The 12,546-nt window shown below is 73.3% G+C and carries 10 protein-coding genes and 1 pseudogene; 9 read left to right on the forward strand and 2 right to left on the reverse strand.

Annotated features, from left to right (window positions below; all coding sequences use genetic code 11):
• Positions 1-226: 226 nt before the first annotated feature.
• The 9 genes and pseudogenes from ABT299_RS41530 (at position 227) to ABT299_RS41570 (ending at position 10,922) form a co-directional block, all read left to right on the forward strand.
• A complete protein-coding gene (locus tag ABT299_RS41530; protein WP_433235299.1) occupies positions 227-1,330 on the forward strand; it encodes a LacI family DNA-binding transcriptional regulator in 1,104 nt (367 codons plus the stop codon).
• Positions 1,331-1,419: 89 nt separating this feature from the next.
• Positions 1,420-2,571, forward strand: coding sequence for a mandelate racemase/muconate lactonizing enzyme family protein (locus ABT299_RS41535; RefSeq protein WP_190854253.1), 1,152 nt, complete (start codon positions 1,420-1,422; stop codon positions 2,569-2,571).
• On the forward strand, positions 2,568-3,614 hold the full coding sequence (locus tag ABT299_RS41540; protein ID WP_190854255.1) for a zinc-dependent alcohol dehydrogenase: 1,047 nt from the start codon (positions 2,568-2,570) through the stop codon (positions 3,612-3,614). The genes ABT299_RS41535 and ABT299_RS41540 overlap by 4 nt, the downstream gene beginning before the upstream one ends.
• Positions 3,598-4,599 carry a hypothetical protein gene (locus ABT299_RS41545; protein ID WP_500254111.1) on the forward strand — a complete coding sequence of 334 codons (1,002 nt, stop codon included), beginning with the start codon at positions 3,598-3,600 and terminating at the stop codon, positions 4,597-4,599. Before ABT299_RS41540 ends, ABT299_RS41545 begins: the two co-directional genes overlap by 17 nt.
• Positions 4,600-4,638: 39 nt before the next feature.
• A complete protein-coding gene (chvE, locus tag ABT299_RS41550; protein ID WP_190854259.1) occupies positions 4,639-5,766 on the forward strand; it encodes a multiple monosaccharide ABC transporter substrate-binding protein in 1,128 nt (375 codons plus the stop codon).
• Between the two features lie 148 nt (positions 5,767-5,914).
• Positions 5,915-7,423: pseudogene (gene mmsA, locus ABT299_RS41555) on the forward strand (multiple monosaccharide ABC transporter ATP-binding protein); the annotation flags it as partial.
• Positions 7,420-8,688, forward strand: coding sequence for a multiple monosaccharide ABC transporter permease (gene mmsB, locus ABT299_RS41560; RefSeq protein ID WP_190854261.1), 1,269 nt, complete (start codon positions 7,420-7,422; stop codon positions 8,686-8,688). The pseudogene mmsA and the gene mmsB, both read left to right, overlap by 4 nt.
• 135 nt (positions 8,689-8,823) lie before the next feature.
• Positions 8,824-10,002, forward strand: coding sequence for an aldose epimerase family protein (locus ABT299_RS41565; RefSeq protein ID WP_500254112.1), 1,179 nt, complete (start codon positions 8,824-8,826; stop codon positions 10,000-10,002).
• 77 nt (positions 10,003-10,079) lie between these two features.
• Entirely contained in the window at positions 10,080-10,922 is an 843-nt protein-coding gene (locus ABT299_RS41570; protein WP_500254113.1) for an SMP-30/gluconolactonase/LRE family protein, read from the forward strand.
• Between the two features lie 61 nt (positions 10,923-10,983).
• On the opposite strand, the gene ABT299_RS41575 is transcribed toward ABT299_RS41570, so the two are convergent.
• Both ABT299_RS41575 and ABT299_RS41580 read right to left on the reverse strand, forming a co-directional pair.
• Complete coding sequence (locus ABT299_RS41575; RefSeq protein WP_500254114.1) at positions 10,984-11,790, reverse strand: SAM-dependent methyltransferase; 807 nt, start codon at positions 11,788-11,790, stop codon at positions 10,984-10,986.
• A gap of 89 nt (positions 11,791-11,879) precedes the next feature.
• Positions 11,880-12,497 (reverse strand): TetR/AcrR family transcriptional regulator, encoded by a 618-nt coding sequence (locus ABT299_RS41580; protein WP_190854271.1) that lies wholly within the window; start codon positions 12,495-12,497, stop codon positions 11,880-11,882.
• Positions 12,498-12,546 lie beyond the last annotated feature (49 nt).

The raw sequence follows: 12,546 nt of genomic DNA on the forward strand, positions 1-12,546 counted from the left end.
GGGCGGTCCCCCGGTACCGGGAACCCACGGGCGCGGGCACCGTGCTTTCCCGGACGCACGGGAAGTGTCCCCGCTCAGCCCCGCCGGGGAGAGCGCCGTTACCGGATCGCGACGCGCGTTTCCGGCCGCCCCTTTCCTCCGCGCTTGATGTTTGCGCTACCACGATTGTTTCCTGGGTATTGACATCGTTTTGCGTTAGCGCAAACATTCAGGGCACCCGATCGATGTGGAGCAGATCACAGTGACCACCGCGGCGCCCCCTCCCCCGTCCGGCACCGGCCCGTCCGGTTCCGGGCCGGGCGGCGCGCGGCCGCGCGCGGCGGTCATGGAGGACGTCGCGGTGCTCGCGGGCGTCTCGGCGATGACGGTGTCGCGGGTGCTGAACGACCCCGGCAAGGTCGCGCCGCGGACCCGCGAGCGGGTGCTCGCGGCGATGCGCGAACTGGACTACCGGCCGAACTCGGCGGCGCGCGTGCTCGCGACCGGCCGGTCCGGGGTGCTCGGCGTGGTCAGCTTCGACACGACGCTGTACGGGCCCGCGTCGACCCTGTACGGGATCGAGCGGGCCGCGCGCAGCGCCGACTACATGATCAACATCGCCAGCCTCGGCTCGCTCACCAAGCGCTCCATCGAGGACGGCGTGCAGCGGCTGCGCGCCCAGTCGGTGGACGGGATCGTCATCATCGCGCCGCACCAGTCGGCGGCCGAGGGGCTGCGGCGCCTCCCGCCGGACATGCCGGTGGTGGCGGTCGGCGCGGGCGACGACCTGCCGGTGCCGGTCGCGTCGGTGGACCACCGCGCGGGCGCGGTGCGGGCCGTCCGGCACCTGCTGAGCCTCGGGCACGAAACCGTGTTCCACATGGCCGGGCCCGCGGACTGGATCGACGCGAGCGCCCGCGTGGACGGCTGGCGCTCGGTGCTCGCGGACGAGGGCCGCGAGGTCCCCGAGCCGCTGTCCGGCGACTGGAGCGCCCGGTCGGGGTACGAGCTCGGCCGGCGGCTGGCCGCCGACCCGGCGGTGACCGCGGTGTTCGCCGCCAACGACCCGATGGCCCTCGGCCTGCTGCGCGCGCTGCGCGAGGCGGGCCGCCGCGTCCCGGAGGAGGTGAGCGTGGTGGGCTTCGACGACGTTCCGGAGGCGCCCTACTTCGCGCCCCCGCTGACCAGCGTCCGGCAGCCGTTCGGCGAGGTCGGGCGGCACGCGTTCCAGCTGCTGCTGGAACGCGTCGACGACCCCGCGGGCGAGGGCGCCGGCCCGCCGGCGCGCCGCACCGTGGAACCGGAGCTCGTGGTGAGGGAGAGCACCGCCGTGCGGCCCGGCGGCCGCTGACCCCGGGCGAGGGAGGGACCGGTTCCGCAGGGCGCGAATGTTAGCGCTAACACAAGCTAGTGCCAGGTTGATTCGAGAGGGGCGGCACGTTGCGCATCACCGAGATCGGCACCCATGTCCTGGGGACCCCGTGGCGGAATCTCACGTTCGTGACCGTCCGCACCGACGAGGGCCTCACCGGCGTCGGCGAGGCGCGGATGCTCGGCCACACCGACGCGCTGGTCGGCTACCTCGCCGAGGCGGAGCGCCGGCACATCGCCGGCAGCGACCCGTTCGACGTCGAGGACCTCGTCCACCGGATGAAGTACGGCGACTTCGGCCGCGCGGGCGAGATCGTCATGTCCGGCATCGCGTGCGTCGAGATGGCGTGCTGGGACATCATCGGCAAGGCCCTCGGCCAGCCGGTGTGGCGGCTGCTCGGCGGCAAGGTGCGCGACCGCGTCAAGGCCTACGCGAACGGCTGGTACACCGTCGACCGGACCCCCGAGGACTTCCATGCGGCGGCCAAGCGCGTCGTGGAGCGCGGGTACACTGCGCTGAAGCTCGACCCGTTCGGCGCCGGGCGGATGGAGCTGGACCACGCCGGGACGGTGCTGGCCATCGACCTGGTCGAGGCGGTGCGGGACGCGGTCGGCCCCGACGTCGAGCTGCTCATCGAGATGCACGGCCGGTTCTCCCCCGCCACCGCGATCCGGCTCGCCGGCCTGCTCGCCCGGTTCGACCCGGCGTGGCTGGAGGAGCCCGTCCCGCCGGAGAACCTCAAGGCGCTCGCCAAGGTGTCGGCGCACACCGGGCTGCCGATCGCGACCGGCGAGCGCGTCCACGACCGCATCGAGTTCCGCGAGCTGCTGGAGCTGCAGGCCGCCGACGTCCTGCAGCCCGACGTCGGGCACAGCGGCGGCATCGCCGAGGTCCGCAAGCTCGCCGCGACCGCCGAGACCTACTACGTGCAGGTCGCGCCGCACAACGTCGGCGGGCCGGTGCTGACCGCCGCGAGCCTCCAGCTCGGCGTCTGCACCCCCAACTTCAAGATCCTGGAGCACTTCAACGACTTCGCCGACGCCGCCGTCAAGGACGTCGCGAAGGGCGCCCCGCAGGTCGTCGACGGCCACTTCGCCCTGCCGGAGGCGCCCGGGCTCGGCGTCGAGCTGGACCTCGACGCGGTCGCCGCCTTCCCCCAGCAGCACGCCGACTTCGACCTGTACGCCGAAGGCTGGCACTTCCGCGGGACGCGCCGTTGAGCCGCGCGGTGCTCGTGGAGGCGCCGGGCCGCTGGCGGATCGACGCCGGCGACCCGCCGGAGCCGGGCCGCGGCGAGGCCCGGGTCCGGATCGCCGCGGCCGGGCTGTGCGGCAGCGACCGCGAGCTGTTCGACGGCGCGCGCCCCGAGGGCTTCTCCCGCTACCCCGTCGTCCCCGGGCACGAGTGGTCCGGCACGGTCGAGGCGGTCGGCCCCGACACCGACCCGTCGCTGGTCGGCGCGCCCGTCGTCGGCGAGGGGTTCCGCGGCTGCATGGCGTGCGGGCGCTGCCGCGAGGGCGCGCCGAACCTGTGCGCCGCCCGCTACGACGAGACGGGCTTCACCCGGCCCGGCGCGTTCGCCGACCACCTGCTGGTCCCGGCCCGGCTGCTGCACGTGCTGCCGCCCGGCGCGGACCTGCGCGCGGCGGCGCTGCTGGAGCCGGCCGCGGTCATCGCCGGGGCCGTCCGGCACGCGGCGCCGCGTCCCGGCGAGACGGTCGCGGTGGTGGGCGCCGGCACGCTCGGGATGCTCGCGCTGCAGTTCCTCGCCGCGTCGTCGCCGGCCCGCCTCGTCGCGATCGACCCGCGGGTGGAGCGCGGCGAGCCGGCGCTGGACGCGGGGGCGACCGCGTTCAGCCGCCCGGGCGAGGCCCCCGAGGGGGCGTTCGACGTGGTCGTGGAGACCGCCGGCGCGTCCGGCACGGCCGGCTCGGCGGTGCGGCTGGCGCGCCGCGGCGGGCGCGTCGTGCTCACCGGCATCCCCGCCGACCCGGCCGACGCCGTCCCGACGTCGCTGCTGGTCACCCGGGCCCTGTCGATGCACACCGTGTTCGGCTCCGGCCCCGCCGACTGGACGTACGCGGTGCGCGCGTTCGCCAGCGGGGTGCTGCGGCCGGCGTCCCTGATCACCCACGAGCTGCCGCTGACCGCGTTCGCGGCGGCGCTCGGGCTCAGCGGCTCCCCCGACGCCGGGAAGGTGCTGCTGCGCCCCGACCTCGACACGCCCCCGACCGGCGGGAGGACCGATGGACCCCTTCTCTGACGACCCGGCCGAGACCGGCCGCGCGCCCGGCGAGGACGCGCTGCGCTCCCTCGGCCTGCCCGGCCGCGCCGCGCCGCCGCCCGCGTCCGGCCTGCGGTTCCCGGACGGCGGCACGTGGCGCACCGAACTGCCGTCCTGCGAGGGGCCCGCCGTGCTGGCGGCGGTGCTGGAGGAGAGCGAGCGCCTGGAGGTGCCGCTGCACCGCATCAGCCAGGGCAGCGGCGTGTGGATGCTCACCGACGCCGAGATCGGCGAGATGGTGGACGCCTGCGACGCGCGCGGCATCGAGCTGTGCCTGTTCCTCGGCCCGCGCGGCACCTGGGAGCCGGGCGCCGGCGGCCGCTCCTACAACGCCTCCGGGCCGCGCGCCCGCGGCCGCGACCAGCTCGCCCAGTGCGTCGAGGACGCCGAGCGCGCCACCGGGCTCGGCGTGCGGTCGCTGCTGGTCGCCGACGAGGGCGTGCTGTGGACGCTGCACCGGCTGCGCGAGGCCGGCCGGCTGCCCGCCGACACCACGTTCAAGGTGTCCGCGCTGGTCGGACCGGTGAACCCGGCCTCGTTCGCGGTGTGGGAGGGCCTCGGCGCCGACTCGGTCAACGTGCCGAGCGACCTGACCGTCGCCCAGCTCGCCGAGATCCGCGCGGTGAGCGCCGCGCCGATGGACTTCTACGTCGAGGCGCCCGACGACCTCGGCGGGTTCGTCCGCTTCTACGACGCGGCGGAGCTGATCCGCTGCGGCGCGCCGCTCTATCTGAAGTTCGGGCTGCGCAACGCGCCCGCGCTGTATCCGGTCGGCCTCCACCTGCTGCCCGCCGCCGTGGCGAGCGCGCGGGAGCGGGTGCGGCGCGGCCGGCTCGTCCTGGACACCCTCGCCCGGCTCGGGGCGGGCGAGGGCATGTCCCCGATCGGGTCCCGGGACCCGGGGCCGCTGCGGCGGTTCCCGCCCACGCCCGAGGCCCTGCCCACGTCCGCCGTCCCACGCTGATTCGCTCCGCTGCCCTCCCCCACCCCGAAGGAGAACGAGATGAGACTCCGGCGCATCACCACGGTCCTGTCCGCGCTGGTCCTGGCGACCGCCATGACGGCGTGCGGCTCCAGCGAGAAGAGCATCGACAAGAAGGGGAAGTCCGGCGACACCAAGGGCGCGCTGATCGGCGTGACCATGCCGACGAAGTCGTCCGAGCGCTGGATCCGCGACGGCAACACGCTGAAGGCCGACCTGGAGAAGCTCGGCTACAAGGTGGACCTGCAGTACGCCGAGAACGACATCCCGACGCAGGTCAGCCAGATCGAGAACCAGATCACCAAGGGCGCCAAGCTGCTGGTCGTCGCGTCCATCGACGGCACCGCGCTGACCAGCCAGCTGCAGGAGGCGCACCAGAACCACATCCCGGTGATCTCCTACGACCGGCTCATCATGCGCAGCCCGGACGTCGACTACTACGTCACGTTCGACAACTACAAGGTCGGCGTGGAGCAGGCGACCTCGCTGCTCACCGGCCTGAAGATCAAGAACGCGGACGGGTCGGAGGGCAAGGCGAAGGGCCCGTTCAACATCGAGCTGTTCGCCGGGTCCCCCGACGACAACAACGCCCCGTTCTTCTACAAGGGCGCGATGTCGGTGCTCCAGCCGTACATCGACAAGGGGACCCTGGTCGTCAAGAGCGGCCAGACCGACTTCAAGACCATGGCGATCCTGCGCTGGGACCCGGCCACGGCGCAGAAGCGGATGGAGGACATCCTCACCAAGACCTACCGGGGCGGCGCCAAGGTCGACGGCGTGCTCTCGCCGTACGACGGCCTGTCGATCGGCATCCTGTCGGCGCTCAAGAGCAACGGCTACGGCACCCCGAGCCAGCCGTACCCGGTGGTGACCGGGCAGGACGCCGAGCGGGCGTCGGTGAAGTCGATCCTGGCGGGCGAGCAGTACTCCACCATCTTCAAGGACGTCCGCAAGCTCGCCGACGAGGCGGCGAAGATGTCCGACGCGATCCTCAAGGGCGCGAAGCCGCAGGTCAACAACACCACCGACTACAACAACCAGAAGAAGGTCGTCCCGACGCAGATGCTGCAGCCGGTGATCGTCAACAAGTCCAACGTGCAGACCGAGCTCGTGCAGTCCGGCTACTACACGCAGGCGCAGCTGGGATGACGCCGTGACCACCGACGACACCACCGACACGACGGGCACGGACGCGTCGGGCGCCCTCGCGGAGGGCGCCGGCGCGGCCGGCGCCGCGGGGGCCGACGAGATCCTGCGGATGCGCGGCATCACCAAGACGTTCCCCGGGGTGAACGCGCTGGCGGACGTCGACCTGACCGTGCGCCGCGGCGAGATCCACGCGATCTGCGGCGAGAACGGGGCCGGCAAGTCCACGCTGATGAAGGTGCTGTCCGGGGTCTACCCGCACGGCTCGTACGACGGGGAGATCCTCTTCGACGGCGAGCCGTGCCGGTTCTCCGGCATCCGCGACAGCGAGGAGCGCGGGATCGTCATCATCCACCAGGAGCTGGCGCTGTGCCCGCAGCTGTCGATCGCCGAGAACATCTTCCTCGGCAACGAGCGGGCGTCGCGCGGGTTCCTGGGGGGCCGGTTCCTCGGGCGGGGCCTGGTCGACTGGAACCGCACCAACCACGAGGCCGGGCTGCTGCTGGAGCGGGTCGGGCTGCCGGAGAACCCGGTGACCCCGATCGCCGACCTCGGCGTCGGCAAGCAGCAGCTGGTGGAGATCGCCAAGGCGCTGTCCAAGCGGGTGCGGCTGCTGATCCTGGACGAGCCGACCGCCGCGCTGAACGACGCGGACTCCGCGCACCTGCTGGACCTGATGCGCGGGCTCCGCGACGACGGCATCACCTGCGTGATCATTTCGCACAAGCTGAACGAGGTGCTGGCGATCGCCGACACCGTCAGCGTGCTGCGCGACGGCCGGATGATCGAGACGCTCGACCCGTCCGGCGGCGGGGTCACCGAGGACCGCGTCATCTCCGGGATGGTCGGGCGGGACCTGGAGCACCGCTTCCCGCCCCGTGAGCCGGAGATCGGCGAGGAGGCGCTGCGGATCGAGGACTGGACGGTGCACAGCCCGGCGCAGCGCGACCGCGCGGTGGTGTCGGGGGCCGCCCTGACGCTGCGGCGCGGCGAGATCGTGGGGCTCGCCGGGCTGATGGGCGCCGGCCGCACCGAGCTGGCGATGAGCGTGTTCGGGCGGTCCTACGGGGTGGACATCTCCGGCCGCGTCTACAAGGACGGTGAGCAGGTCCGGCTGAGGACGGTGCGGGACGCGATCCGGCACGGCATCGCCTACGCCACCGAGGACCGCAAGCGCTACGGGCTCAACCTCATCCAGGACATCAGGCGGAACGTGTCGGCCGCGCGGCTCGGGAAGCTGTCCCGGGCCGGGTGGGTGAACGAGTACCACGAGTACCGGGTCGCCGAGGAGTTCCGCGGCGGGATGAACATCAAGGCGCCGAGCGTGCTGGCCACCACCGGGCAGCTGAGCGGCGGGAACCAGCAGAAGGTCGTGCTGTCCAAGTGGATCTTCACGGATCCGGACGTGCTGATCCTGGACGAGCCGACCCGCGGCATCGACGTCGGCGCGAAGTACGAGATCTACACGATCATCAACCGGCTCGCCGCCGAGGGCCGGGCGATCCTGCTGATCTCCTCCGAGCTGCCGGAGCTGCTCGGCATGTGCGACCGGATCTACACGATGGCGGCCGGCCGGATCACCGGCGAGGTGCCGCGGGCGGAGGCCACGCAGGAGCGCCTCATGTCCTACATGACCATGGGAAGGGAGCAGGCCGGATGAGCCGTACCGCGCCCGCGAAGACCGACGCCGCGCAGGCCGCGACCGCGCCGCGCGGCGGCGCGGCGGCGCCCGCCGCCGGCCGGCCGCGGCTGACCGTGAACGTGCGGCAGAGCGGCATCTACATCGCGTTCGCGCTGATCGTCGTGCTGTTCGCGGTGCTGACCGGAGGCGATCTGCTGCAGCCGCAGAACATCTCCAACATCATCGTGCAGAACTCCTACATCCTGATCCTGGCGATCGGGATGATCCTCATCATCATCTCCGGGCACATCGACCTGTCGGTGGGCTCGCTGGTCGGCGTCACCGGCGCGATCGCGGCCTGGCTGATGGTCAGCCACCATGTCGCGTGGCCGGTCGCGCTGCTGCTGACACTCGTGGCGGGCGCCGCGATCGGCGCGTGGCAGGGGTACTGGACGGCCTTCTTCGGCATCCCGTCGTTCATCGTCACGCTCGCCGGGATGCTGCTGTTCCGGGCGCTGACCATGACGGTGCTCGGCAACCAGGGCCTCGGCCCGTTCCCCGACCAGGTTCGCACGCTGTCGAACGGGTTCACCTCCGGCTACTTCGGCAACGTCGGGCTCGGGCCGCTGGGCGGCGCGGACCTGTTCAGCCTGCTGGTCGGGATCGTGGTCGTGGCGGGCCTGGCGGTCTCCCGGTGGCGCACCCGCGCGACGCGGCTCGGCTACGGGCAGACCGTCGACCCGGTGCCGGTGTTCCTGCTGAAGATCGTCGCGGCGGGCGCGCTGATCATGGCGGTGACCGTGCAGCTGGCCCGGTTCCACAACCTGCCGTGGGTGCTGGTGCTGCTGGCCGTGCTGGTGCTGGCGTACTCGCTGCTGACGAGCCGGTCGGTGTTCGGCCGGCACGTGTACGCCGTCGGCGGCAACCTGCAGGCGGCCGTGCTGTCCGGCGTGCGGGCCAAGTCGGTGGTGTTCTGGCTGTTCGTCAACATGGGCGTGCTGTCGGCGCTGGCCGGGGTCATCTTCGCCGGGCGGCTCAACCAGGCGGGCCCCACCGCGGGCAACACCTTCGAGCTCGACGCGATCGCCGCCGCGTTCATCGGCGGCGCGGCGGTGCAGGGCGGCGTCGGCAAGGTGGTCGGCGCGATCACCGGCGGCCTGATCATGGGCGTGATCAACAACGGGATGTCGCTGATGGGCGCGCCGAGCGAGCGGGTGATGCTGGTCAAGGGCCTGGTCCTGCTGGCGGCCGTCGCGTTCGACGTGTGGACCAAGCGGCGGTCCGGCTCCCCGCTGCTGCGCTGAACCGGGCGGGCGCCCGCCCCGCCACCGATCCGTCCGGACGACCCCGTGGTCTCCCTCTTCCACCGGAAAGGTCCCCGTCCCCTACCAGAACACGCCAGTCCGTCTCCTCCCTCCCCCCAAGCGAGAGGAACACCGATGAAGCGCGTCCCACCCCTCACCGTCCCGCTGGCCTCCGCCGCCCTGCTCGCCGGCGGTCTGCTCGCCGGCGGCCTGATGACCGTCCCGGCCACGGCCGCGTCCTCCGGGCCGACCATCGCCAAGGAGCCGTTCGGCGCGCTGCCGGACGGCACGAAGATCGACCGGTACACGCTCGGCAGCGGCCACGGGATGAAGGTCCGCATCCTCACCTACGGTGGCATCGTCCAGTCCCTCGACGTCCCCGACCGGCACGGCCGCTCCGCCGACGTGGCGCTCGGGTTCCGCACCCTGGACGGCTACCTCAGCGACACCTACAAGGACGAGAACCCGTACTTCGGGGCGCTGATCGGGCGCTACGGCAACCGGATCGGCGGCGCTCGGTTCACCCTGGACGGCACGACCTACAAGGTCCCCGCCAACGACGGGCAGAACAGCCTGCACGGCGGCACGACCGGCTTCGACAAGCGGGTGTGGACGGCGCAGCCGGTCACGGGCGGCGACGCGGTGTCGCTCCGGCTGTCGTACGTCAGCCCCGACGGCGAGGAGGGCTACCCCGGCACGCTCCGCACCACCGTCACCTACACCGTCACCCGCGGGAACGACCTGCGCATCCGCTACCAGGCCACCACCGACAAGCCCACCGTCGTCAACCTCACCAACCACACCTACTTCAACCTGGCCGGCGAGGGGTCCGGCGAGGTCTACGACCACAAGGTGCAGATCAACGCGTCCCGCTTCACGCCGGTCGACTCCACCCTCATCCCGACCGGGCAGCTGGCCACGGTGCACGGCACGCCGCTGGACTTCACCCGGCCGCACACCATCGGCGAGCGCATCCGCCAGGGCGACCAGCAGATGGTGTACGGGCGCGGCTACGACCACAACTTCGTGCTCGACGGCACCGGCATGAAGCTCGCCGCCCGCGTCACCGAGCCGACCACCGGCCGGGTGATGGAGATCCGCACCGACCAGCCCGGCCTGCAGTTCTACTCCGGCAACTTCCTCGACGGCCGGCTGGTCGGCACCGGCGGGACGATGTACCGGCAGGGCGACGGGTTCGCCATGGAGACCCAGCACTTCCCCGACTCGCCCAACAAGCCGCAGTTCCCGAGCACCACGCTGCGGCCCGGCCAGACTTACGACTCCACCAGCGTCTACTCCTTCTCCACGTCCTGACCCCGGCCGGGAGCGGGCACCGGGCCACCGCCGGCCCGGTGCCCGCTCCCGCCCGTCCGGAGCGACCGAGGATCCGCATGGAACACCGCATCGAGATCGCCCTGCCCTCCCGCGCGCGGCTCGGCGAGGGACCCAACTGGCACGCCGCCGGCGGCGTGCTGCTCTGGGTCGACATCCTCGGCAACGAGGTGCACGCCTACGACCCGGCCACCGGCGCCGACACCGTCCGCCACACGGCCCAGCACGTGGGCGCGGCCCGGCCCCGGGCGGGCGGCGGGCTGGTCGTCAACCTCCGCGACGGCGTCGGGCTCTACGATCCCGACGGCTCGTTCCGCTGGCTCGCCGAGCACCCCGTCCCGGGCTGCCGCGGCAACGACGCCGCCGTCGGCCCGGACGGCGCGTTCTGGGCCGGGACCATGCGCTACGACGAGGCGCCGGGAGGCGGCCGGCTGCGCCGCGTCCTCCCCGACGGCGGGACGACCACGGTGCTGGACGATGTGACGGTCAGCAACGGGATCGCCTGGAGCCCTGACGGGCGCCTGATGTACTACGTGGACACGCCCACGCGCCGCATCGACGTCTTCGACTTCCGCCCCGAGGAGGGCGCCACCGGCCGCCGCGTGTTCGTCTCCGTCCCGGGGCTGCCGGACGGGCTGACCGTCGACGCCGAGGGGCGGCTCTGGGTGGCGCTGTGGGGCGGCGGCCGCGTCCTCTGCTACACCCCCGCCGGCGGTCTCGACCGCACCGTCGAGGTGCCCGCCACCCAGACCACCGCCTGCGCGTTCGGCGGCCCGGACCTCCGCGACCTCTACGTCACGACGGCGGCCGCGGGCGCCCCGAAGGACGACTCCCACGCCGGATCCCTGTTCGTCGTCCCGGACGCGGCGCAGGGCCTGCCGTCCCCCGCGTTCGCCGCCTGACCCGTCCGGCTGCGGCGGCCGGGCGGAAGGGCCGCGTGCGGCGGGATCGGGCGCGGCGGGGTCAGGCGCGGCGGCCGACGCCCGCGAGGGTGAACGTCCGCTCGGGGTGCCGGACCTCGTCGCCGCCGGGATCGGGCCGCCACAGCGGGGTGTAGGTGAGGCCGGGGTCGAGCAGGTCGAACGGCTCGACGATCGACTCGATCTCGGCGCGGGTGCGGCCCCAGAAGTGCCCGCTGGTCGGCTTGAACACCTGCCCGACGTCGCCGCTGGACTCCGGCTGCGGGTCCTGGGTGATGTGCGTGAACACCAGGTGGCCGCCGGGCGGGAGGGCGTCGTGCAGCCGCTGGACGGACCGCCGGGCGTCGGCGACGTCGCCGATGAAGTGCAGGACGCGGTCGAGCACGATCGCCACCGGCTCGGTGAAGTCGATGTGCTCGCGGACCTCGGGGTCGTCCGGGAGCGTCTCGGGACGCGCGAGGTCGCAGTGCACGACCGCCGTCCGCTCGGTGCCGGCGAGCAGCGCCCGCGCGTGCACCAGCACGACCGGGTCGCCGTCGGCGAACACGACGGTCGCGTCCGGGGCGATGGCGGCGGCCACCTCGTGCACGTTGCCGTCCGCCGGAAGCTTGCTGCCGACGTCGATGAACTGCCGCACGCCCTGCCGCGCGAGGTGCCGGACGGCGCGTCCGATGAAGGCGTGGTTCGCCCTGGCGGCCGTCCGGGCCTCGGGGATGACGGCCATCAGCTGCTCGGCCACCTCGCGGTCGGCGGCGTAGTTGTCCTTGCCGCCGAGCAGGTAGTCGTAGATCCGCGCGGTGTTGGGCGTCGTCAGGTCGACGTGGGCGGGGGACCACCTCTCCTCGGCCATGGCACTCTCCGCTTCGTCCCGGGGAAGACGATCGTCTCACGGGACGCGCCGTGCTCGCGCCGGGACGCACCGCGTCCGGTCCGCCGGCGTCAGGCGTCGAGCAGGTCGATCAGCCCGGCGTCGAGGCCGATGTCCGGGTCGGCCGCGCGCGCGGCGCGCAGGGCGCCCGCCAGCGTCGCCGCCGCGAGGGCCGCCAGCCGGTCGCGCGGGACGTCGCGGTGCCGCAGGTGGTCGATGACGACCTCGTCCAGGTAGCCGACCCAGCCGCGCATCGCGGTGCGCAGGACGGGACGCGCGGGGCCGGCGGCGCCGAGCGCGTCCAGCAGCCGCCGCGCGCCCTGCCAGCGCAGGTCCTCCACGATCGCGCGGACCTCCGGGTCGGAGCCGTTGCCGCCGCGCATCACCGCCAGGAACCCGGCGGCGTTGGCCTCCATGAAGGCGATGTGCCGGTCGAGGGCGGCGCGCAGCCGCTCCCCCGGCGCCGCGCCCTCGGGCTCCGCCTCGTGCACGACGCGCAGCCGGTCGGCGGCGGCCCGGATCGTCGCGAGGTACAGGCCGCGCTTGTTGCCGAAGTGGTGCGCGATCAGCCCGTAGGCGACACCCGCCCGCCGCGCTATCTCGGTCGTGGTGACCTCGTCGTAGGCGCGGCCGGCGAACAGCTCGGCGGCGGCGTCGATCAGCATCTGGCGGCGGTCGGGCCGGGCCATCGGCGGCTCCCTCGCATTGACGTGCGGTCGCGGACGAGTCTAGCCTCCG

It is taken from the genome of Spirillospora sp. NPDC000708, from assembly GCF_040299565.1.
Taxonomy (GTDB): domain Bacteria; phylum Actinomycetota; class Actinomycetes; order Streptosporangiales; family Streptosporangiaceae; genus Spirillospora.